This window comes from Polaribacter reichenbachii (genome assembly GCF_001975665.1).
GTDB lineage: Bacteria > Bacteroidota > Bacteroidia > Flavobacteriales > Flavobacteriaceae > Polaribacter > Polaribacter reichenbachii.
Genome location: NZ_CP019419.1, coordinates 621,743 through 643,147, shown reverse-complemented (window position 1 = coordinate 643,147; position 21,405 = coordinate 621,743). Strand labels below are relative to the sequence as shown.

Genomic DNA, 21,405 nt, shown 5'->3' with positions numbered 1-21,405 from the left:
ATGAAAAACAACCTATTAAAAGTAGCCCTAGCACAAATTTCACCAGTTTGGTTAGACAAAGAAAAGACAATCAAAAAAATTGAAAATTCAATTTTAGATGCTTCAAAAGAAAATTGTGAACTCATTGTTTTTGGTGAAGCTTTATTACCTGGTTATCCTTTTTGGTTAGCTTTAACTGATGGTGCAAAATGGGATTTAAAAGTAAATAAAGAAATCCACGCTCATTATGTTTGTAATTCGATTACTATAGAAAAAGGTGAATTAGATTCTGTTTGTAAATTGGCAAAAGAACACAATATTTCCATCTACTTAGGCATTATGGAACGTGCTCAAAATAGAGGAGGACATAGTATTTATGCAAGTTTAGTGTATATAAATCAAGGAGGAGAAATAAAATCTGTACATCGTAAATTACAACCTACTTATGATGAACGTTTAACTTGGGCTCCTGGAGATGGAAATGGTTTACAAGTTCACCCTCTAAAAGAATTTACAGTTGGTGGCTTAAATTGTTGGGAAAATTGGATGCCACTACCAAGAACTGCTTTGTATGGTTTAGGTGAAGATTTACATATTGCTGTTTGGCCTGGATCTGACCATAATACAAAAGACATTACACGTTTTATAGCCAGAGAATCTCGTTCTTTTGTGATTTCTGTTTCTAGTTTAATGGAAAAATCAGATTTTGCTGAAGATTTACCACATTATGATAAAATTATAAAAGATGCACCTGATGTTTTGGCAAATGGAGGTTCATGTATTGCATCACCAAATGGAGAATGGTTAATTGAACCAGTTTTACATAAAGAAGGTTTAATAATAGAAACGTTAGATTTTAATCGTGTTTTAGAAGAACGACAAAACTTTGATGCTGTTGGGCATTATTCTAGACCAGATGTAACTAAATTACACGTAAATAGAGAAAGACAAAGTACGGTTTCTTTTGATGATTAATTATGATTTTTGAACAAAAAGAAATACAATTACAACCTTGTAAAAGAGGTTTTCATTTAATTACAGCCATTGTTTTAAGAGAATTTCCTGAAGTTAAATCAATTCAAAAAGGAATTTTAAAAGTGTTTATAAAACACACTTCTGCTAGTTTAACCATTAACGAAGATGCAGACCCAACTGTTCGTGTAGACTTTGAAAGTCATTTTAATAAAATGGTTCCAGAAAATGCGCCTTATTATATTCATACTTACGAAGGTTCTGATGATATGCCTGCACATTTAAAAGCATCTTTATTGGGTAGTTCTGTAGAAATTCCGATAACCAATGGGAGATTAAATTTGGGTACTTGGCAAGGAATTTATTTATGTGAACATAGAAATTATGGAGGTTTTAGAAAATTGGTTTTAACTGCTTTTGGAGTTTAATTTTCTAGATAGTTTTCCTAAAGTACTTCATCCAAATAAAATGAAAAAAAAATTGTAAAACTTAGTGTAACTCTAAGAGTTTACCAACTGTTCTAAAATGCGCTCAACTCCGTAATTGTCATTACTTTTTGTAGCGTATTTGGCTAATTCTTTAATATCTTTATGTGCATTTTCCATTGCAAAACTAAAGTCTGCTTCTTGCATCATTTCTATATCATTATGGTAATCACCAAAAACCATCGTTTCTTCTTTGGTAACGTTTAATAGTTGTTGAACTTGTCTTAAAGCATTGCCTTTATTGGCTTTTTCATCAGAAATATCTAGCCAGTTTTTACCAGAAACTTTTAATAAAACTTCGTCTTTTAAATGTTTAATAGCTGGATAAATATAATCTTCTGATGAATCGAAATGATAAACTGCAATCTTAAATACATCTTTACTTTTTGCAATTTCCATTAAATCGTCAACTTGTTGATAGCTGTTGTAATATTCTTGAAAAAGGTTGATAAAACGTTCGTCTTTACTTTCTATAAAAGCAAAATCATCGCAACATAAAACCATATTAGAACGATCAATTTCTCTTAAAACAGGCACAAGATGCATCACTTTTTCTGGTTTTAAGAAATTAAAAAGCAAAACTTCATTTCCTTTTTTAGCAACTCCACCATTTTCTGCAATTACATGAATATCATCTCTAATTACTGCCAATTTATTTACAATACTATTGTATTGCCTTCCGCTGGCAGCACAAAAACGAATGTTCTTTTGCTGTAGTTTTGTAAAAAGCTCAAAAAAAAGTGGACTTACTTTGCCTTGTGAGTTTAGTAGTGTTCCATCCATATCAGAAACTACTAATTTTACTTTCGAAAAGTCTATCATTTTATCTTGTAGAATCTCTAATTACTATATCTGTTGTAATCACTTCTGTTACTACATCAGTATTTTTATTTTTTAATTTATCTATTAAAATCTGTGTAGCTTTAGAGCCCATTTGTTCTCCATGCTGACTTATCGTTGTCATTTTTGGGCTTGAGTGTCTTGATAAAATTCCGTTAGAAAAAGCAATAACAGCAACATCTTTAGGTATCTTTTTTCCGCTTTTTCTTAGCGCTTTCATAGTAGAAACTGCAACAGATTCTCCTGTTGTCATAACCGCATCTAAATCTATAGATTTTATAAATGGTTTAACTTCTTTACCGTATTTTTTATAATCTCTTTCATTAATATTTAGCACTAAACTTTCATCAAAAGGAAGTCCCATTTTTTCTAGACCTTTTTTGTAACCTAGAAAACGTTGTTTACCAATTTTATAATCGCTCATTGTAGAAATAAAAGCAATTCTCTTGTGTCCTTTTTTGTATAAAAACTCAACAGTAGTTGTAGCAGAATTAAAATCGTCTGTAATAATTTTATCGCAAGAAATCGATTGCGCTACTCTATCAAACATAACAATCGGAGTTCCGTTTTCAATAGATTCTTTAAAGTGATTAAAGTCGTTTTTAATTTCAGTTTCTTTTGCCATAGATAATAAAAAACCATCTATACTTCCGTTAGAAAGCATTTCTATAATTTCTACTTCTTTATCAAAAGATTGGTTAGAAATACACGTTATTACTTTGTAGCCGTTTTCTAATGCTGTTTTTTCTATACCTTTAAAAACTTGGGCAAAGAAATAGTTTAACATAGTTGGTATAATTACACCAATTGTTTTTGTACTTCTATTTTTTAAACTTAACGCATTAAAGTTAGGTTTGTAATTGTTTTCTTTAGCGTACTTCTGTATTTTCGCTTTGGTGCCTTCGCTAATTTCATAGCTGTCGTTCAATGCTTTAGATACTGTAGAAATAGAAACATTGAATTCTTTGGCAATATCTTTTATGGTTAGTTTTTTCATAAAATAAACTTAGCCACTAATATATAAAATTATTGTTCACCCACATTTTAAAAAAATATTAAATGTAATTTTTTTTCGAGGTTTTATTCACTATTTCATAAAATAAATATGATAAAACGATAATATACTCAAGTGCTACAAACCACAAATTTTCTTGCCAAGGATTATTTGCATATGCTTGGTAACTTAAAATGATAAATAAACTCCAAACCACAGAGAATTTATATTTCGTAAAAACGGATAAAATAATTGGCGTAGCTAAATACCAAGGATGAACTGTTGTTGAAGTAAAATAATAAAAACACAAGCTAAATAACATTACTGTAAATAACTGTTTTATGTCGCTGTTTTTTCTGAAAAATGTTAGGAAAAGTAAAAATAGAATGGTTAGAATTGGTGTGATTTTACCAATAATTGCAATTTCGTTATAACCTCTAAATAGGTAGCCAATTTCTCTAAAAATGTAATAAAAGCTGGCATTAAATTCAAATTTACCAAACCATAAACCTACAGACTTGGAGTAATTGGATAGTAATTCTGATGATAAAAAAGGAAGGAATAAAATGATAACTGTCAATATAATAATTAGATAAAAACCTAATAATTTCAAGACCTCACAGGTTTTAGAAACCTGTGAGGTCTTTTTTTGATTCACAAACCACTGAAAAAATAGAGGTAAAAACAATAATGGAATTAATTTTACAGAAATAGAGCAACCAATTAGTATTGCAGCCCAAATCCATTTTTGTTGATGTATTTGATACATTCCAAAAATAAAGAAGAATAACATTACTGGTTCAAAATGTAAATTCCCTGTCATTTCTATAATGATGAAAGGGTTTAAAACATACCAAAAAATATTTTTTATAGGTAGGTTTATCTTTTCTAATAGCTTTTTACCAAAATATAAAATCCCTAGATCAGCAAGAATAATTAATACTCTTAAAACGATAACAGATCCAAAAATACTTTTGCTAGAAAAAATGGCTGCAATTAAAAAACAAAGCTGATTTAAAGGTGGATAATTGGTATAATGACTACCATTTAATTCGCCCATTCCAGAATACAATTCAGCAGCTTCTGCAATTGGATAATTGTTTTGTTGAATAAAGGTTTCTGGTAATGATAAATACGGATTTAATCCTTCTAAAATCATTCTTCCATCCCAAATAAACCTGTAAAAATCTTGTGATAAATTCGGGATTGCAAACAAGAATATCAACCTAAAAATAATTGAAATACCAACTAAATTAGAAAATGATATTTTGTTGGTTTTCATCAACAGATAAAAACATCCGAAGAGAGAAAACCACAAGAGAACTAAAATATTAAATTGAGTTCTTTCTAAAAAATAGGCAAAGAAAAAATACAGGACAATACTGATAGCAATCAATATAATATGCTGATATTTTTTAAGAAAAGACACTAAGCTTTAGAAAATATCGACTTAAAGAAAACATAAGAAAAACCTACAAAAAGCATAAAATGGAAAGGGAATAGACCAAAATCACCTCCTTGATCTCCAACCACAAATGCGCTATACATACCAAATACAAAGTATAAAGATAGTAAGCCTTCTAAAATTACGTGTACAGAAGGTTTCTTTTTAATGTATTTATTGTTTTTCCAACCATCTTTTAAATTTTTAATGTTGAATTTTGGTGTTCTTACAAACTCACTTTTTTTACCAAAATGCCCTTCTAAAACTGCAATTGTATTGTGTAAAGAAAAACCCATTGCTATTGAGAAAAACGTAAAAAATGCGCCTATATATCTAATAAATCGTTTAAAGCCACCACCATAAATATTTTTATACATAAACCAATAACAAGTAAAAAATATAAGAGTGCTCACCACAAAAAAGCTCATTACATAAAAGTAAATTTTTAAATGAGCATATTCATTTTTAATGTATAGCATTGGTATACTTAAAATGGCAACTAATAAAATACACGTAAACATAGAGCTGTTTAGCAAATGCAGCATACTATGAATTTTGGTTTTAAAAGAAGAATTTTTATTGGTGATAATTCGTTTTATCATTTTCTGAAAATTCTCTGCACCACCTTTGTTCCATCTAAATTGCTGAGATCTTGCAGCGCTAATTACAACTGGTAATTCTGCTGGTGTTTCTACTTTTTCTAAATATTTAAACTTCCAGTTTTTTAATTGTGCTCTATAACTTAAATCTAAATCTTCTGTAAGTGTATCACCTTCCCAATTACCAGCATCGTAAATAGTTTCTTTACGCCAAATACCAGCTGTTCCATTAAAGTTAATGAAGTGTCCTTTGCTATTTCTACCTACTTGTTCTAAGGTAAAATGTGCATCTAAAGCAAAAGCCTGAATTTTAGTAAGCGTAGAATAATCTCTATTAATATGACCCCATCTTGTTTGTACAACTCCAATTTCTGGATTTTTAAAATAAGGTACAGTTTGCTTTAACCAATCTGTTTTTGGTAAAAAATCAGCATCAAAAATAGCAATATATTCACCTTTTGCAATTTCTAAACCTTCTTTTAATGCACCAGCTTTAAAACCTTTACGATTGCTTCTTCTAATATGTTGAATGTCTAAACCCTTTTTTTGAATATCAGCAACAAGTTTAGCAGTCATTTCTACAGATTCATCAGTAGAATCATCTAGAACTTGTATTTCTAATTTTTCTTTTGGATAATCAATTTTTGCAATATTTTTTAACAATCGTTCCATAACGTATAACTCGTTATAAACGGGTAATTGAATGGTTACAAATGGAATTTCTTCGGGATTATTAAAATCGAATTGAGTAGCGTTGTCTTCTTTATTTCTGTTTTTTAAATAGTTTACTAAAAGGTTTAGTTGCGCTATAGCGTACATAAAAATAAGCAACAAACTAATAGAGTAGATAATTATTATTATATATTCTAGAACCATTATTTAAAACTGTATTTAAAAATCCAACTTAAAATTTTAATTCCTGCAAAGATAGTACCTTTTACTGTACCTGAAACTTTTGAGACACCAATTCTGTTTCTATATTTTACAGGGATTTCTACATAGCTTAACTTTTGTTTTAAGACTTTTAGTTGCATTTCAACTGTCCAACCGTAAGTTTTATCGACCATATTAAGTGCTAATAGTTTATCATATTTTATGGCTCTAAAAGGACCTAGATCAGAAAATTTAGCACCAAAAAATTGTTTCATTAAAAATGTAGCTAACCAATTACCAAAAACTTGTTGAGGGGTCATTGAACCTTCTTCTCTAAGGTTTTTTACTCTAGCCCCCACTACAAAATCGATATTATCATTAATAATAGGCGCAACAATCTCTAATAATTGCTCAGGATAATCTGAATAATCGCCATCTAAAAAAACAATAATTTCTGGTTTTATTTTTTGTTTGCTGATGTAATCCATACCTTTTAAACAAGCATAACCATAGCCTTTTTTAGTTTCGGTTAAAACAGTTGCACCTGCTTTTTCTGCATTTAAAACAGTATTGTCTGCAGAATTGTTGTTTACAACAATAATTTCATCAACAATTTTAGGAATGTCTTTTATAACAGAACCTATAGAATCTTGCTCATTATAAGCAGGAATAATTACTTTTATAACTGGTTGCATTTATCTTAAGTCGTTTAGATTATTCTCTTTTCTAAAAGATGAAAAATCTGTCCATTCTTTTATTTTTTTGCCACCTTTAAATTTAGAAGCTTTTATAAGTTTGTTCTTTTTGTAAATCAAACAGTATCCGTTTTTTTTATTGTTTTTAAGTTGGCATTTATGATTTACGTTTCCTTTTTTATCATAAAACAACCACCAATCGTTTTGCGAACCCATTTTAAAATGGCCTTCTTTTTCAGGAATTGCGTTCACGCTGTAAAAGTACCAATATTTTACTTTTTTTCCATTTTTATAACGACCTTCTTCTCTTATGTTACCATTTTTGTAATAAAACTTCCAATAATCAACTTTTTTTTCATTAAAAAGCCAGCCTTCTTGTTTAAGGTTTCCGTTTTTAAAATATTCTTTTTGATAAGTTTTTTGAGCAGAAAATTTAAAATTGATCAATAAAATAAAAATGATATACCACGATTGCGCAAATTTCATTTCTTAATTTTTTTAATTCGTGATTTATGTAAAAAAGTATAATTTATAATTGAGCTATTATTTTTTGTTTATCAATTTCATTAAATCAACATCATTACCTAATAAAACATCAGTAGGATTTATTCTACCTTCTTCAGGGCCATTTTCTAATTTTAAAACCCCTCTTGGGCAAACAGCAGAACAAATTCCACAACCCACACAACTAGAACGAACAATATTTTCTCCTTTTTGTGCGTAAGCTCTAACATCAATTCCTTGTTCACAATAGGTAGAACAGTTACCACAAGAAATACATTGCCCACCATTTGTAGTAATTCTAAATCTTGATTTAAAACGTTGTACCATACCTAAATAAGCAGCTAATGGGCAGCCAAATCTACACCAAACTCTATTACCAAAAATAGGGTAGAAGCCAGTACCAATTACACCCGCAAACCAAGCACCAATTAAAAAACTATAGGTATCTTTTATCCATTGAGAGTTAATTCCTAGAAAAGAAGATGTTCCAGAAAAATAACAATACAGAGTAACTATTGTCATTAGTAAAGAGAATGCTAATACAGAATGAATTAACCATCTTTCTAATTTCCATGCATTCAAACTTTTATTTGAATGTTGTCTGTAAGGATCTCCTAAAGTTTCTGCTAAACCACCGCAACCACAAACCCAAGAACAATACCATCTTTTACCAAAGAAATATACCATAACAGGCACAATTACTAAGGTTAATACAATTCCCCAAACTAGAATAAAAATACCTATTCCTCCGCTTTTGGTTAAACTTTTTAAATTCCATTCAAAGAAAAAGTCATAATCTAAAGGAAAGGCATTTTTAAAATCGTAACCAGGCATATTTAAGCTGGTCATAATTTCTGGAATTAAAAATGCAAACACAATTTGAAAAAACAATACAGATGTTGTTCTAATAATTTGATATTTATTGTGCCTGTATTTTATGTACATTCTTACACCCATAACGAGCATAATTGTACAATACAAAAATCCATAAACAAACCATTGAGAAGCTGGGCCACCATTAAGAGCTTTACTAATAGGATCTAGAATAAAGGTCCAATTCACAACATAATCAGGTCTAAAATATAGTACTAAGTAAAAAACTACTAAATACACTAAAACTAACCAAGCAATCCAACCTCTGTTTGTAGATGATTCTAAGTAAATTCCATCATTTTTAATACCTGGTTTTCCTAAAAGAATCAAATTTGGCAGTATAAATAACAAAGCACCAATTATACCCAAACCAAAAGTTAAAAACCATAATAAACCTGAGTTTTCTTTTACAAAACCACTACCTGCTTTTTTAGCAATTTCATAGCTTAACGTATGTGGTTTTCCAAAGATTTTATATTGATATTGTTCTCCCTTTTTTGTCCAGTTTTTTTCTGAATTATATTTCGCAATTAATGCATCATAATAATTATTAGAAGCTTCAAAAGCATTTCTAGCTTGAGTAGAAAACTCAAAAATATTAAGATTTTTATCTACAATTGCTTTGGTTAATTCTTGTTTTATAATTTCACTTTTATACCCTTTTTCAGTAATATAAGTATCTAATTCTTGTTGCGTAAGTGAAAAATTACCGGTAAAAATAGATGCTGTAAAAATGAATAATCCTATTAAAAAGATTACTAAACCTGTATGTTTTATGAATTTCAAAATATTGTTTTTGTTTTTTAGTTGGATAAATTAGTTTCTTTTGATATTAAGCTCTTGCGAAAATTCGTTTCCAACTTTTCTTTTTTATTTTGATGTTTGTTTGATGTTCTTTATTGAATTTAGCCACAATATCAGCTTCATATAGCGTATAAAATTCAGGATCAAAATTGGCATCCTTTAGAAATTCTAAAACGTGTTCTATAGTCTGATTTTCATTTAGCCAACGATCAAAAATTTCGTGTCGCATTCGAATTCCAAAAGTATTTATCCCTAGAAATTGATGCGTATTTTTATCAAAAGAAATGGTAATGCAAATATTTTCTTTAGGATGTTGCCATTGAAAATAAGCTTCGTTTTCTTTCTTGTTTCTTTCACTAAAAACCCATCCATAGGTTTGGTATTCAATGTCTAAAAACTTAGCAGAATTAAACCAATGCCCAGGCTTATAAGCTGTTTTTTTATTACAAATAGTTTGGGCTAAAGTTTCTCCCATCATTCTTCCTGTGTACCAAACTGCCTCAATATTTCTTCTTTGACCAATAGCTTCATATTGTTCTGCACAATCACCAATTGCATAAACATCAGCAATATTAGTTTCTAAAAAACGATTGACTAAAACGCCTTTTTTAGTTTCAATTCCTGAATCTTTTATAAAATCGATATTTGGTGTTACACCAGCAGTTAAACCAACAACATTACAAGGAATTTCTTCGCCAGTTTCTTCAATAATTATCGATTTAACTTTCCCATTTTCATCAGATTTTATTTCTTTTAAATTGGTGCTTAAACGTAAATCTATATGATGTTCTTGAATGTGTTTGTTAATCATTTCAGATTCTTGAGCGGGTAAAACTCCGTTCCAAAAACTAGCTTCTCTTACTAAAAATGTAACAGGTATTTTTCTACTTCTTAGCATTTCTGCCAATTCAATACCTATTAATCCTCCACCAACAATTACAGCTCTTTTACAAACTTCATTATTAGGAGCAAATTTTTCTAAATTCTCTAAATCTTGCTTGTGATACATACCCAGAACACCATCTAAATCTTGACCTGGCCAACCAAATTTATTCGGTTTAGAACCAGTTGCAATAATTAATTTATCATAAGAAAGTGTAGAAGCATCTTTAAATTCTAAAGTTTTATCATCAGTATTAATTTTAGAAACAAAACCTTCTTTTAAGTTGATGTTATTTTTGTCCCAAAACCAATTTTCATAAGGTTGCGTATGTTCAAATTTCATATGCCCCATATAAATGTACATTAAAGCAGTTCTCGAAAAAAAGTATTTGGTTTCTGCAGAAATTATGGTAATTTTTTTATCAGAATTTTTTCTGATATGTCTTGCAGCAGTAACACCAGAAATTCCATTTCCAATAATAACAATGTGTTCCATAGTTTGATGATTGATTCTTGAATTTATGTCGAAGCTAAAGTTAATAACTTAATTGGGGAATCTAATTTAGAACCAATATAAATAATGAGTAATAATTGAAAACTGTAAGCATTCAAAAAATGATAAGACTGATGTTGTAATATTTATCGAAAACAAATTAAAATCAACCAAAATGAAAAATAGTAATTTCAAAATTTTAGTAGCTTTCTTTTTTCTTGTAAATTTTACAATAGTTGCTCAAGAAAATAATGAGTTAAATTCAGCAAAAACTAGTAATATTCAAACTTACACACCATCAAAATTATTAAACAAAGAACAATGGGATATTAAGTTTTTTAACAATCTATATACAGAAACTAAAGCCACAAATAATGGAATAAAAGCAGATAAATTAAGAGAAAATTACTTTACATCTACCATAGATGTTTTTACAGGAGTTTCTGATAATAACAGATTGAATATCGGTTTATTGTTAGAATACAGATCGAATACAAATAATGGTAAAAGTGCTACTTCTGTCTTTAATTTTGCTAGTGATGCTAATTCTAGAAATGGTTTGTCTTCTTTTGCACCAGCTTTAAAATGGCAGCCTATAAAAAGTATTGGTAATTTTTCGATACAAAGTGCTTTTCATATTCCTTTAATAGATAACGAAACTGATGCAAATGGTGTTTATTTAGATCAAACTGCTTATACTTTTCAGAATCGTTTTTTCTACGATTATACTTTACCAAGTGGTAATTGGCAATTATTTACAGAGTTAAATACAGAATATAATTTTGGTGATGATAACAGTTTTGCTAATAAAACAGTGGTTTTAGCACCAGGATTATTTATGAGTTATTTTCCGAGTGATAAATCTACAATTTTAGGTTTTGTACAACATTATCAACGTTTTGGAGATTTTACTCAAGATTTTTCTTCTGTAGGTTTTGGAGGTAAATATCAATTAACAGACACTTTAAACTTAGAAATTTTGTACAGTAAGTTTGTGAGAGGTAATGATACTGGCTTAGGACAAAGTTTTAACATTGGTTTAAGAGCATTGTTTTAGTAAAAAGAACTATTTTTAAGGGATTTATGAAAACAAAAAATCTCTTTTTAATAGCACTCGTCTTTTTGCAATTGTCTTGCACAAGTCAATCAAAAAAAATTAATGGATTAAGTTTTGTAGCATCAAGAGATTCTATAAACATTAATCATATAAAACCTGTTTTAAAAACGAAAGGTAATTATGTAGCTTTAATGCCTTACAGTTTTATTCGAAATATCGATATTCCTAAAGTGGAGTTTAATACCAACAGAGAATGGTTTGGCGAATCAGAAAATGGGCTGTTTCAATATGCTAAAGAGTTTCAAAAAGTTGATGTAAAAATTATGATAAAACCTCATTTATGGATGAGAAGAGGTGGTTTTACAGGCGATTTAAAAGCAAATTCAGAAGAAAATTGGATTATTTTAGAAAATTCTTACAGAGATTACATTTTAACGTATGCCAAAGCTGCCCAAAATATTAATGCAGAAATTCTTTGTATTGGTACAGAATTAGAAGAGTTTGTAATAAACAGACCAAAATACTGGCTACAATTAATTAAAGAAATTAGAGAAGTTTACAAAGGTAAACTTACATACGCAGCAAATTGGGACGAATATAAAAGATTGCCTTTTTGGCAACAATTAGATTTTATTGGTATTGATGCTTATTTTCCTTTGTCAGAAAAAAAATCACCAACTGTTGCTGATTTTGAAAATGGATGGAAAGTACATAAAGAAGAGATCAGAAGGGTTCAAGAAAAAAATAAGAAACCTGTTTTATTTACAGAGTTTGGTTATAGAAGTATAGATTTTACTGGCAGACGCCCTTGGGAATTTAATAGAATGCAAGGCAGTGTAAATTTAGAAGCACAAGCCAATGGCTTACAAGCAATACACAATCAATTTTGGAAAGAAGAATGGTTTGCTGGTGGTTTTGTGTGGAAGTGGTTTCATAGGCACGAAATGGTCGGTGGAGTAGAAAATAACAGATTTACACCACAAAATAAACCCGCAGAATCACTTTTAAGAGAATTATATAATAATTAATTTCATAAATATGATATATATCTTAAAATAAAATAGATATCAAATTTATATTTGCCACAGTAATATTAAATAGACCATTATGAAAAAAATTATTGTACCTGTAGATTTTTCTAGCCATTCTGAACACGCATTAAAAGCAGCAGCACTTCTTTCTAAAAAAACAGATGTAGTTATTTATGCATTACATATGTTAGATTTACAAGAAATTAGTTTATCTCAAAGCCCAGAATTTAGTCAGGAAAAAGCAGTATTTTTTTTAAAAATGGCAGAAAAAAAGTTTAAAGATTTTTTACAAAAAGACTTTTTAAATGAAGTAAATGTGGTGCCAGTTGTAAAACATTACAAAGTTTTTAGCGAAATAAATGAAATAGCAAAAGAGATAAATGCCGATTTAATTATTATGGGATCTCAAGGTGCAACCGGTCTTAAAGAATTTTTTACAGGTTCTAACACAGAAAAAGTAATAAGACACTCAGAAGTGCCAGTATTGGTTATTAAAAACGAATTGAACGATGTAGATTTTACAAATATTGTTTTTGCAACCGATTTTTCTGAAGAATCGATTCCTGCGTATAAGAAAATGCTAAAAACTTTAGAATTTTTAGATGCAAAAAAACACTTATTGTACGTAAATTTACCAAACGAAAACTTTAAAACTACCCCAGAAATGGATGCCTTAGCAAATAATTTTTTAATGAAAGCAGAAGGCAATATAGATAGGTTAATTAATGTTAATTACTTTAGTGCAAAATCTATAGAAGAAGGTATTTTAAGCTATTCTAACGCAGCAGGTGCAGATTTAATAACATTAATAACACATGGTAGAACAGGTTTGGCACATCTTTTTTCTGGTAGTATTTCAGAAGATGTTTCTAATCATGCCAACTTACCTATTATGACATTTAAAATGTAATATTTAATATGAAGTTAAACGCTATTCTTTTTATACTTATTAGTAGTTTGTTGTTTTTTTCTTGTTCAGAAGATAATGATATTACAACACCAAGAAATTTAGAAGAATATATAAATGCGAATACCAATAGAGAATTAGACGAAGTAATTGCTTGTGCTGCTAGTGAAGATAATAATACGAGTTTAACTAATATTTTTTATTATCCTATAGAAGGAGCAACAGAAATTAAATATTTTGAAACCGAAAGTACAGATGTAGATGAAAAAGATTTCTCTAATTATAGAAGAGAATTATTAACTTCTAGCGATGTTTTTGGCGGAAAATTAGAAAAATTTTCACGATCAGACTCAGAAGAAGCTTGGTGTATTGTTACTTTTTTAACGAATGGTAAATTGCATAAATCAAATCCTATTCGTTTAAAAAATGAAACGAGTTCTACAATTTGGGAAGAAGAAGTAACCATAGATCAAACAGAAAGTACTATGCCAAAATTCACTTGGTCTGAATTTGGTACTACAGATAATGCAATCTTTTTTCAAGTAATTTCTGATGAAGATGATGAATTTATTTCAGGCACTTACACTTACGATAACTACTTTCAATTTTACGATACAAGCAATGTAGTATTAAATATAAATACAGTAACTCCAGAAAATTTAGTTGTAGATAATACCTATAGTTTTACTTTAATGGCTGTAAGTGAAGATAATTGGGTAAATTTGGTAATACAAAACCAGTTTACGGCTCAATAATGACCTTGAGAATTATTCTCTTTTTTTTACTTTTTATCGAATTTTCTGCGGATGTTTTTTCACAAGAAAAACAAATTGTAGCTATAAAAATAGAAGGTGCAAAAAAAACTGATGTTCCTTTTTTAAAATCAATCTTAGCCACTAAAGAAGAGCAACAATTAGATTCAATTATACTTCAAAATGATATTGTTCTCCTAAAAAGATTACCAGCAATTAGTAATGCACATTATCGGGTGTTTACTGCAGATAAAAAAGGTTACAATGTTTCTATTCATATCGATGAAAATTATACAATACTACCAAACATAAACCTTTGGACAGCTACAAATAACCAGTTTTCGTATAAATTAGGTTTGTACGATTATAATTTTTTAGGCAAAAACATCACCTTTGGTGGTTTTTATCAAAATAATGGTTTCGATTCTTATGCTATAAATTTTAGAGCCCCAAATCTGTTTTCTAAAAAATGGGGTTTGGCTTTAAATCATCAAAACTGGAAAAGTGAAGAACCACTTTATTTTGGACAGCAATCTGCAAATTACCTTTATAATAATATTTCTTTTGAAGCTTTGGGTTTATATCAAATTAACCTAAAAAACGAGATTAATTTTGGCGTAAATTTATTTAAAGAAAAGTATCAATATTTATCTGGTGTCACAGATCCATCAATTCCTAAGCAATTAAATTTAAATAAAATGCTGTTTAAAATGGTGTATGCTTACAATAGTTTAGACTATTTTTATCAATATGTAAGTGGTTTTAAAAGTGTGTTGTATGCACAATTTGTGCTCACAGAAAACGATTTTCAGAATGATTTTTATATTTTTTGGAACGATTTCTTTTATTACAAAAGAATTGGAGATAAAGGTAATTGGGCAAATAGATTGCGATTAGGCTTGTCTTCTAATGAAAATACTCCTTTTGCACCTTTTGCTTTAGACAATAACTTAAATTTAAGAGGTGTAGGTATTTTGGTAGATAGAGGTACAGGTAGTTTTGTACTAAACTCAGAATACAGGCATACAGTTTACGATAAAAACTGGTTGGCAATTCAGACTAATATTTTTACAGATTTAGGAGCTTGGAGAACGCCCGGAGGTAAGTTAAATGACTTTTTTAAGAAAGAAATCATCAGAATTTATTCTGGGGTTGGCTTACGTTTTATCAGCAAAAAAATATACAATGCAACCTTTAGAATAGATTATGGTTTTAGTATTTTAAATCATACAGGGCAATCTAAAGGAGGTTTAGTTTTTGGTATTGGTCAATATTTTTAATAATTATTTAATATCAATTATTTTCGATTTACAAATAAGCAGTTAGTTTTGCTTAACTAAAAATTTACAATGAGAACATTTGCAATTGGCGATATTCATGGAGGTTTAAGAGCACTAACTCAAGTGTTAAATCAATTAGAACTCAAAGATGGAGATAAGGTTATTTTTATGGGAGATTATGTAGATGGTTGGAGCGAGTCTGCACAAGTTGTAGAAACTTTAATAGATTTATCTAAAATAATAGACTGCGTTTTTATAAAAGGAAACCATGATGTTTGGTGCGAAGATTGGCTTAAAAACGATACCGTAAATCCTTCTTGGTATATGCATGGAGGCAAAGAAACAATGGAGAGTTATAACGATTTTTCTATAGCAGAAAAAAATGAACACCTTACTTTTTTCGAAAATATGACGATGTATCATTTAGATGATGAAAATAGACTGTTTTTACATGCAGGTTTTACATCTATGCACGGTGTAGAAAAGGAACCATTTCAAAAAACATTTTGTTTAGATAGAACACTTTGGGAAATGACTTTGGCAATGGATCAAAAGATTGCAAAAGACACTTCGTTTTATCCTAAGAGATTGCAACATTATAAGGAAATTTATATTGGCCATACACCAACAACAAATTACGGAATTCCAACTCCTGTAAACATTGCCAATCTTTGGAATATAGATACTGGAGCTGCTTTTAAAGGAAAAATTACAGGAATAAATATAGATACAAAAGCTTATTTTCAAAGCGATAATTTGCCAGGATTATATCCTGATGAAAAAGGTAGAAATTAGTATCATTAATATAAAGATTTTTTTTTGTAGCTATTTCCTGCTTTCACTACTCGCTTTTTTGTGAAAAACAAAAAGAGCTCAAACAAGTCGTTCAATCAGGGCTAAACTTGTTTGCTAGCTTTTTACTTTACTAAAATAGAAGATTTATTCATAAAACAAAAGAGGCGTAAAATTTAATTTACGCCTCTTTTTATATTTTGTTATTACAGTTTACCAAGCACCAATAAAGTGACTTCCTTCTGCGTTTACTAACTCAGCACCTTTAGTTACAGTACCAGTTTCTGTATCAACTACATAAATATTTCCATTTTGGCCAACAGGAGCCTGTGTTAAGTAAATTTCATTACCATCTACAGCAAAACCTTGGTATTGGAATAAGTAAAAATCAGGATCATAAGGAATTGCATCAATTTTTACTGCTGTTTTAGCATTTAAATCTACTAAAGCAAAAAAGCCTTGAGCACCTGCAACACCATCTGCAGAACCTTCATGACGATAAGCTAATACAGCTTTACCATTTGCAGCCGGTCTCCAAGCAAGTATATAAGCACCTTGTACGCCTAATGCATCATCTAGGTTAAAATCATAAGAATTATCATATTCATTATTTGCATCAATTTTTAAAATATGAGAACCTTCTGGATCACTTTGGTTCGCTTGGTAAACACTTCCATTATATTCAAAAGCATTAATACTTCTGTATCCGTTTGTGTTTCCATGACCAACAGTAGATGTAATTACAGTTGGGTTTAATAAAGAAGGATAATCTAATACAATTGTTTTAGAACCTAAAATTTCGTAACCGCTATCGCTTTCTACAGTTGCAGGATTTACTTTGCTTAAACGTGCACCAATATATAATTTATTTCCTGCAGCATTTAAAGTAGGCATATCTATTCTAGAAATATAATAACCATTAGCTTCTTCTTCTGCACTTAATGCAACAACATGTTCTTGAAAATTATTAATTGCAGAATTTACCAAATCTAAAGTAACTACACCAATTGTAGCTTCTGTATGAGTGTAAACATCATCTGAAACATCATCTGGAGTTCCATTATCATTTACTTGGTGTTCTGTAGATACGTAAACAGCAGAACCTGTTTGGTCGCCATCAAATAATTTTATCCATCTTGGAGCAGTACCAACATAAGGAGCAATACTAATTTCTGTACCAGTTTGTGTAAAAGTTTGTCCGCCTTCTACAGTATATTTCGTATAGTTTCCACCAGTATCACCAGCATAAGAAATATTAAAAATTGTGTTACCATCTTCTGATGCTTGTAATCTAGCAGTTCTGTTAGAAGGTGCAATAAATCCGTTTTCAAAAGGATTTATAGATACAGATGGGTCTTTAGCATCTTCTTTACTTACAGCGTAAATTAAGGTTCCTCCATTACCATCTCCAGGATTATCTCCCATTTTTGCTCCTGCAATTGTAATCCATCTAGATTCAGAAATTGGATCTACAGGATCTACTGTTTCATTAATATCGTCATCGCTACAAGCTGTTAGTACACTTATACCAAGGGTAAGTATTGCTAAAGATTTTAGATTTAAAAAATTAAGTTTCATTTTGATTGTATTTTGAATGGTTAAAATTTATTTATTGTGTAATTTAATTTTAGGTAAAAAGCTCTACCTGGTTTTTGTACAGATAGATTATCATAAACAGGTTTGTCAAAAATGTTTTTTATATCGAAACTCGCTACTAGTTTCTTGTTTGGAAATGCATAACTAAGTCCTAAATCTTGTGACAATTGTGTAGGAACTTCAAAAAAATCATTACCAACAGTATTTGATCCTTGTGGAGTTAGGTATGAAAATTCATCTGTGAAATAGATTGAGTAAAATAGATTTAATCGAGAATTTTGTTGAATTAAGTTTTTAAAAGAATAGCGTAAACTACCATTCATAGTAAAGAAAGGAGTGTTTGGTACATCTATTTCTACACCGTTATTTTTAATCTTTAAATCGAAACGAGATATATTAAAGTTTAATCCGAAATTATTGTTGTAATTATAATTTAATTGTGCGTCAAATCCTTTAGATGTTCCACTACCTTGGTTTACATAGACGATTAATTCATCATCTACATTAAAAGAAGTTTCTATAGGTAAACCAATTCTGTCTTTAATATTTCTTGTAAATAAGTTTGTAGAAATCGTAAAATTATGATTGTTGAAGTTAAAATTACCAAACCTGAAACCTAAGTTATAATTGTTACTTTGCTCTGGATTTATAGTTGGGTTTGCTACAACATTGTCTCCATCATTACCAAAAACTTCTGTTTCATCAGGTAAACGAATTGCTTTTTCTGCTGATGCTAATAATGTAGTTTTAGGAGAAAGTTCATAAGAAAGCGCAAATCCATAGCCATTATGTTTTTTATTACTACTAATTATATCATCTACAATTTCATTAATCCCGTTAGAATTTGTGATTATTTCAGGATCAATACTAACAGTTTCCTGTTGATAATGTTTACCGAAAATATTTGCCTTTAATTTATCTTCAAAAGCAGTTAACTCATAAGTTAAAGAATAAATGTTTTTGTAAAGATTTCTAGTTCCTTTAAATGTGTTTTCTAATAAAGAAACTAAAACATCACTATCTGTTCTATCAGTGCCACTATACACGTGATTTACTAAAACCTTGTGATTATTATTAATTGCATAAGATAATCCTGTTCTAATAGAGGCAACTTTTCTCTCTATGGTAGCTAATGTAGGACCACCTTCTTGTTGAGAACCCCAAGTGTAATCAAAAATGTCTCCTCTAAAATCGATAGCTCTTTCTCCATTCCAACTATAAGCTGCAGCAACAGTATCATTAACAACACGATTTCTATTTCCATATAAACCGTTTATGTTTACATCTAATCCTTTTGTGATAAAGTTTTTCTTTTGATAAATTAAGTTGGCTACCAATGCATCAGATTCTAAAAATCGACCTTTATAAGGTGTAATGGTCATGAAAGCGCCGTGTTGCACTTCTTTATAATCATCAGAACCCGTTAAACCAATTAAAAATTGGTCTGCCCATTTAACATTTGTAAATCCTATTTGAGCCATACCCCCAGTAGATCTATAAGCATCATTAAACCTTTTTGCAGTAATTGGTGTTTGTACACCTCCTAAACCTGTGGTTACGATACTTCTACCAGAAACTTTGTAATTGTTATCAGAATAATTATGAAAGATTGAAGATTTTATAGTAAAACCAGATTCTTTAAATCGATATAATCCATTTACGTTTGCTTGCAGTGTATTAAAAGATCCGTAAGAAACAGAAGCGTTTAAATTAGTTTTTGCATCATTATTAAGAATAATATTAATTGCTCCTCCTAAAGCATCATCTGCTAAATGCCCAGGAACTACACCTTTATAAACTTCAATATTTTTAATCATTGAAGCAGGAATACTGTTTAGGTTAAAAGAAGAACCATACATAGAACTTGGAATTCCGTCTATAAATATTCGTACAGCATTACCAGATAAACCATTTAAACTATAATTAACATCAGAACCTAAACCTCCATTTTGTCTTATTTTAACACCAACTGTTGTGTTAAGTAATTCGTTAGTTTGAATGTTTCTAAGACTAGCTTCTTTTGTCTTTATAACATTTACTGCAAATCCTTGTGTTTCTTTTTTAGTTTCTTCTGTTTTAGAGGTAATTTTTACTTCATCTAACGCATTGTCTTTAAAATCTAAAGTAATATTAAGAACTTTCTTTTTTGAATTTAAAGTAACGTTGATGGTTTTTGGTACTGAATTTAAAGAATGGATTACGAAAGAATATTTGCCAAAAGGCACCTTTTTTAAATAAAACCCCCCATCAATATCACTACTGATTTCTTTGTAGAAATTAGCCCCTTTTACCATAATAAAAGCTCCGATTGCTGGCTCGTTATTATTAAATTTAATTTTTCCGTAAAAATCTCCTGTTTGACCAAAAGCAGTAAACGATAAAAAGAAAAATATGTAGATTCTTATAAAAGGCATTCGTTATTTTTTTGACAAATATACTTCTATTTGTAATTAGTCTAAATAAGATTAACTCTTTTATGGTATTTTTATTTAAATGAAGTTTTGGGGAATAAAATGCTTATTTTTAATTAATCTAATTAATAATATTTGAAAAAAACAACCTTATTTTTAATGATTCTATATAATGAATTTTTGGTTTTTTCTAATTTAAAGCTCGTTTTAGTGTTAAAATGGTATGTTTTTGGAAAAGAGTAGTGGGGTGTAATACTTTTTTTATCAGAAAAAATAAAATTACTTTCTACTTCTAAAACTTTCTATAATTACTGTAGATAAAATTAAACCACCCCCGATAAAGGTGTTAAAAGATGGAATTTCTTTCACAAAGAAATATGCCATGATAATTCCGAAAATTGGTTGTACACTGCTAATTATACTTGTTGTTGTTGCAGAAAAATGTTGCAAGGAATTCACCATTAAAGTATGACCAATTGCTGTAGTTAATAAAGCTACTAATAGTAAGAATGGAAGTTGATTGACAGTATTAGAAAAATCGCTAAAAAATAAAGTTGGTAATAGTAAAACAGTAACTACAATCATTTGATAGAACATTAGCATACTACCATTGTATTTTGTCACCTCTTTTTTTACCATTAAATTTCTTAGTGCATAAAAGAAGGCAGAAAGTATACCGAATAAAATCCCTTTTAATTTATTGTTTTCTAAAGAAAATTCTGGGACTAAGATATAGACTCCAATTAACACCAAAATTGCTAAAAAAATATGAACAACATTTATTTTTTGTTTGCTAAAAAAAGGTTCTAAAAAAGCAGTAATTACAGGAAAAGTATAAATAGACAACATACCTAATGCCACATTAGATAGTTTTAGTGCGTAAAAATAAGTTACCCAATGTGCACCCATTAAAAAACCACCTATTAAAAATGAAATTTTATCTTTTGTTGTTTTTATTTTAAAATCTACTTTTTTGTATTTGCAAAAAACAAACATTAAAATTGATGCTATAAAAGCTCTGCATAAAATAATGGCTTCTGCTGGCATAGCAATATATCTTCCTAAAACTCCAGAAGTACTTACAAATAGTGTTCCTAGAAGTAATATTGATAAATTTTTTGCGTGGGTATTTTGCATTTTCA

19 protein-coding genes are annotated in these 21,405 nt (G+C 29.4%); 8 read left to right on the top strand and 11 right to left on the bottom strand.

The genetic code is table 11. The features are described 5' to 3' along the window. Together BW723_RS02820 and BW723_RS02815 are read left to right on the top strand one after the other, a co-directional pair. Complete coding sequence (locus BW723_RS02820) at nucleotides 1-954, top strand: carbon-nitrogen hydrolase family protein (RefSeq protein WP_068362584.1); 954 nt, start codon at nucleotides 1-3, stop codon at nucleotides 952-954. A gap of 2 nt (nucleotides 955-956) precedes the next feature. Further along, nucleotides 957-1,379: a secondary thiamine-phosphate synthase enzyme YjbQ gene (locus BW723_RS02815; RefSeq protein ID WP_068362586.1), complete on the top strand. Its 423-nt coding sequence runs from the start codon at nucleotides 957-959 to the stop codon at nucleotides 1,377-1,379. 72 nt (nucleotides 1,380-1,451) lie between these two features. Here BW723_RS02815 and BW723_RS02810 read toward each other — a convergent pair whose 3' ends face one another. Genes BW723_RS02810 through BW723_RS02775 form a run of 8 tightly spaced genes read right to left on the bottom strand, consistent with a single transcriptional unit; the run spans nucleotide 1,452 to nucleotide 10,440 of the window. Continuing rightward, a complete protein-coding gene (locus BW723_RS02810) occupies nucleotides 1,452-2,258 on the bottom strand; it encodes a Cof-type HAD-IIB family hydrolase (protein WP_076686322.1) in 807 nt (268 codons plus the stop codon). Nucleotide 2,259: 1 nt separating this feature from the next. Continuing rightward, a complete protein-coding gene (locus BW723_RS02805; RefSeq protein ID WP_068362588.1) occupies nucleotides 2,260-3,273 on the bottom strand; it encodes a LacI family DNA-binding transcriptional regulator in 1,014 nt (337 codons plus the stop codon). Nucleotides 3,274-3,331: 58 nt separating this feature from the next. Then, nucleotides 3,332-4,699, bottom strand: a complete 1,368-nt coding sequence (locus tag BW723_RS02800) for an MptA/MptB family glycosyltransferase (protein WP_068362593.1) — start codon at nucleotides 4,697-4,699, stop codon at nucleotides 3,332-3,334. Continuing rightward, complete coding sequence (locus tag BW723_RS02795; RefSeq protein ID WP_068362596.1) at nucleotides 4,699-6,189, bottom strand: cellulose synthase family protein; 1,491 nt, start codon at nucleotides 6,187-6,189, stop codon at nucleotides 4,699-4,701. The genes BW723_RS02800 and BW723_RS02795 overlap by 1 nt, the downstream gene beginning before the upstream one ends. Further along, nucleotides 6,189-6,881, bottom strand: a complete 693-nt coding sequence (locus tag BW723_RS02790) for a glycosyltransferase family 2 protein (RefSeq protein WP_068362600.1) — start codon at nucleotides 6,879-6,881, stop codon at nucleotides 6,189-6,191. The genes BW723_RS02795 and BW723_RS02790 overlap by 1 nt, the downstream gene beginning before the upstream one ends. Beyond that, complete coding sequence (locus tag BW723_RS02785) at nucleotides 6,882-7,367, bottom strand: toxin-antitoxin system YwqK family antitoxin (protein ID WP_068362604.1); 486 nt, start codon at nucleotides 7,365-7,367, stop codon at nucleotides 6,882-6,884. Nucleotides 7,368-7,424: 57 nt separating this feature from the next. Then, nucleotides 7,425-9,044 carry a 4Fe-4S binding protein gene (locus tag BW723_RS02780; RefSeq protein ID WP_068362607.1) on the bottom strand — a complete coding sequence of 540 codons (1,620 nt, stop codon included), beginning with the start codon at nucleotides 9,042-9,044 and terminating at the stop codon, nucleotides 7,425-7,427. A gap of 46 nt (nucleotides 9,045-9,090) precedes the next feature. Then, complete coding sequence (locus tag BW723_RS02775; RefSeq protein ID WP_068362611.1) at nucleotides 9,091-10,440, bottom strand: NAD(P)/FAD-dependent oxidoreductase; 1,350 nt, start codon at nucleotides 10,438-10,440, stop codon at nucleotides 9,091-9,093. A gap of 172 nt (nucleotides 10,441-10,612) precedes the next feature. Between BW723_RS02775 and BW723_RS02770 the strand changes: the two genes are divergently transcribed. The 6 genes from BW723_RS02770 to BW723_RS02745 all read left to right on the top strand — a co-directional run bounded on the left by BW723_RS02770 (nucleotide 10,613) and on the right by BW723_RS02745 (nucleotide 16,259). Next, nucleotides 10,613-11,494 (top strand): transporter family protein, encoded by an 882-nt coding sequence (locus BW723_RS02770; protein ID WP_068362615.1) that lies wholly within the window; start codon nucleotides 10,613-10,615, stop codon nucleotides 11,492-11,494. Between the two features lie 26 nt (nucleotides 11,495-11,520). Further along, a complete protein-coding gene (locus BW723_RS02765; RefSeq protein WP_068362619.1) occupies nucleotides 11,521-12,522 on the top strand; it encodes a glycoside hydrolase family 113 in 1,002 nt (333 codons plus the stop codon). Between the two features lie 79 nt (nucleotides 12,523-12,601). Next, nucleotides 12,602-13,435: a universal stress protein gene (locus BW723_RS02760; protein WP_068362622.1), complete on the top strand. Its 834-nt coding sequence runs from the start codon at nucleotides 12,602-12,604 to the stop codon at nucleotides 13,433-13,435. A gap of 8 nt (nucleotides 13,436-13,443) precedes the next feature. After that, nucleotides 13,444-14,187 (top strand): hypothetical protein, encoded by a 744-nt coding sequence (locus BW723_RS02755; protein WP_068362624.1) that lies wholly within the window; start codon nucleotides 13,444-13,446, stop codon nucleotides 14,185-14,187. Then, nucleotides 14,187-15,464 carry a BamA/TamA family outer membrane protein gene (locus tag BW723_RS02750; RefSeq protein WP_068362627.1) on the top strand — a complete coding sequence of 426 codons (1,278 nt, stop codon included), beginning with the start codon at nucleotides 14,187-14,189 and terminating at the stop codon, nucleotides 15,462-15,464. Before BW723_RS02755 ends, BW723_RS02750 begins: the two co-directional genes overlap by 1 nt. Before the next feature lie 69 nt (nucleotides 15,465-15,533). Then, nucleotides 15,534-16,259: a metallophosphoesterase family protein gene (locus BW723_RS02745; protein WP_068362630.1), complete on the top strand. Its 726-nt coding sequence runs from the start codon at nucleotides 15,534-15,536 to the stop codon at nucleotides 16,257-16,259. A gap of 210 nt (nucleotides 16,260-16,469) precedes the next feature. Here BW723_RS02745 and BW723_RS02740 read toward each other — a convergent pair whose 3' ends face one another. The 3 genes from BW723_RS02740 to BW723_RS02730 form a co-directional block, all read right to left on the bottom strand. Next, nucleotides 16,470-17,834: a hypothetical protein gene (locus tag BW723_RS02740; protein ID WP_068362631.1), complete on the bottom strand. Its 1,365-nt coding sequence runs from the start codon at nucleotides 17,832-17,834 to the stop codon at nucleotides 16,470-16,472. Between the two features lie 20 nt (nucleotides 17,835-17,854). After that, a complete protein-coding gene (locus BW723_RS02735) occupies nucleotides 17,855-20,266 on the bottom strand; it encodes a TonB-dependent receptor (RefSeq protein ID WP_068362635.1) in 2,412 nt (803 codons plus the stop codon). 276 nt (nucleotides 20,267-20,542) lie between these two features. Continuing rightward, nucleotides 20,543-21,400, bottom strand: coding sequence for a DMT family transporter (locus BW723_RS02730; RefSeq protein WP_068362638.1), 858 nt, complete (start codon nucleotides 21,398-21,400; stop codon nucleotides 20,543-20,545). Nucleotides 21,401-21,405: the final 5 nt, after the last annotated feature.

What these genes read in the sequence shown, in the direction of transcription:
- BW723_RS02820 (WP_068362584.1), top strand. Translation starts at nt 1, where the DNA reads ATGAAAAACAACCTATTAAAAGTAGCCCTAGCACAAATTTCACCAGTT.
- BW723_RS02815 (WP_068362586.1), top strand. Translation starts at nt 957, where the DNA reads ATGATTTTTGAACAAAAAGAAATACAATTACAACCTTGTAAAAGAGGT.
- BW723_RS02810 (WP_076686322.1), bottom strand. Translation starts at nt 2,258, where the DNA reads ATGATAGACTTTTCGAAAGTAAAATTAGTAGTTTCTGATATGGATGGA.
- BW723_RS02805 (WP_068362588.1), bottom strand. Translation starts at nt 3,273, where the DNA reads ATGAAAAAACTAACCATAAAAGATATTGCCAAAGAATTCAATGTTTCT.
- BW723_RS02795 (WP_068362596.1), bottom strand. Translation starts at nt 6,189, where the DNA reads ATGGTTCTAGAATATATAATAATAATTATCTACTCTATTAGTTTGTTG.
- BW723_RS02790 (WP_068362600.1), bottom strand. Translation starts at nt 6,881, where the DNA reads ATGCAACCAGTTATAAAAGTAATTATTCCTGCTTATAATGAGCAAGAT.
- BW723_RS02785 (WP_068362604.1), bottom strand. Translation starts at nt 7,367, where the DNA reads ATGAAATTTGCGCAATCGTGGTATATCATTTTTATTTTATTGATCAAT.
- BW723_RS02775 (WP_068362611.1), bottom strand. Translation starts at nt 10,440, where the DNA reads ATGGAACACATTGTTATTATTGGAAATGGAATTTCTGGTGTTACTGCT.
- BW723_RS02770 (WP_068362615.1), top strand. Translation starts at nt 10,613, where the DNA reads ATGAAAAATAGTAATTTCAAAATTTTAGTAGCTTTCTTTTTTCTTGTA.
- BW723_RS02765 (WP_068362619.1), top strand. Translation starts at nt 11,521, where the DNA reads ATGAAAACAAAAAATCTCTTTTTAATAGCACTCGTCTTTTTGCAATTG.
- BW723_RS02760 (WP_068362622.1), top strand. Translation starts at nt 12,602, where the DNA reads ATGAAAAAAATTATTGTACCTGTAGATTTTTCTAGCCATTCTGAACAC.
- BW723_RS02755 (WP_068362624.1), top strand. Translation starts at nt 13,444, where the DNA reads ATGAAGTTAAACGCTATTCTTTTTATACTTATTAGTAGTTTGTTGTTT.
- BW723_RS02750 (WP_068362627.1), top strand. Translation starts at nt 14,187, where the DNA reads ATGACCTTGAGAATTATTCTCTTTTTTTTACTTTTTATCGAATTTTCT.
- BW723_RS02745 (WP_068362630.1), top strand. Translation starts at nt 15,534, where the DNA reads ATGAGAACATTTGCAATTGGCGATATTCATGGAGGTTTAAGAGCACTA.
- BW723_RS02740 (WP_068362631.1), bottom strand. Translation starts at nt 17,834, where the DNA reads ATGAAACTTAATTTTTTAAATCTAAAATCTTTAGCAATACTTACCCTT.
- BW723_RS02735 (WP_068362635.1), bottom strand. Translation starts at nt 20,266, where the DNA reads ATGCCTTTTATAAGAATCTACATATTTTTCTTTTTATCGTTTACTGCT.
- BW723_RS02730 (WP_068362638.1), bottom strand. Translation starts at nt 21,400, where the DNA reads ATGCAAAATACCCACGCAAAAAATTTATCAATATTACTTCTAGGAACA.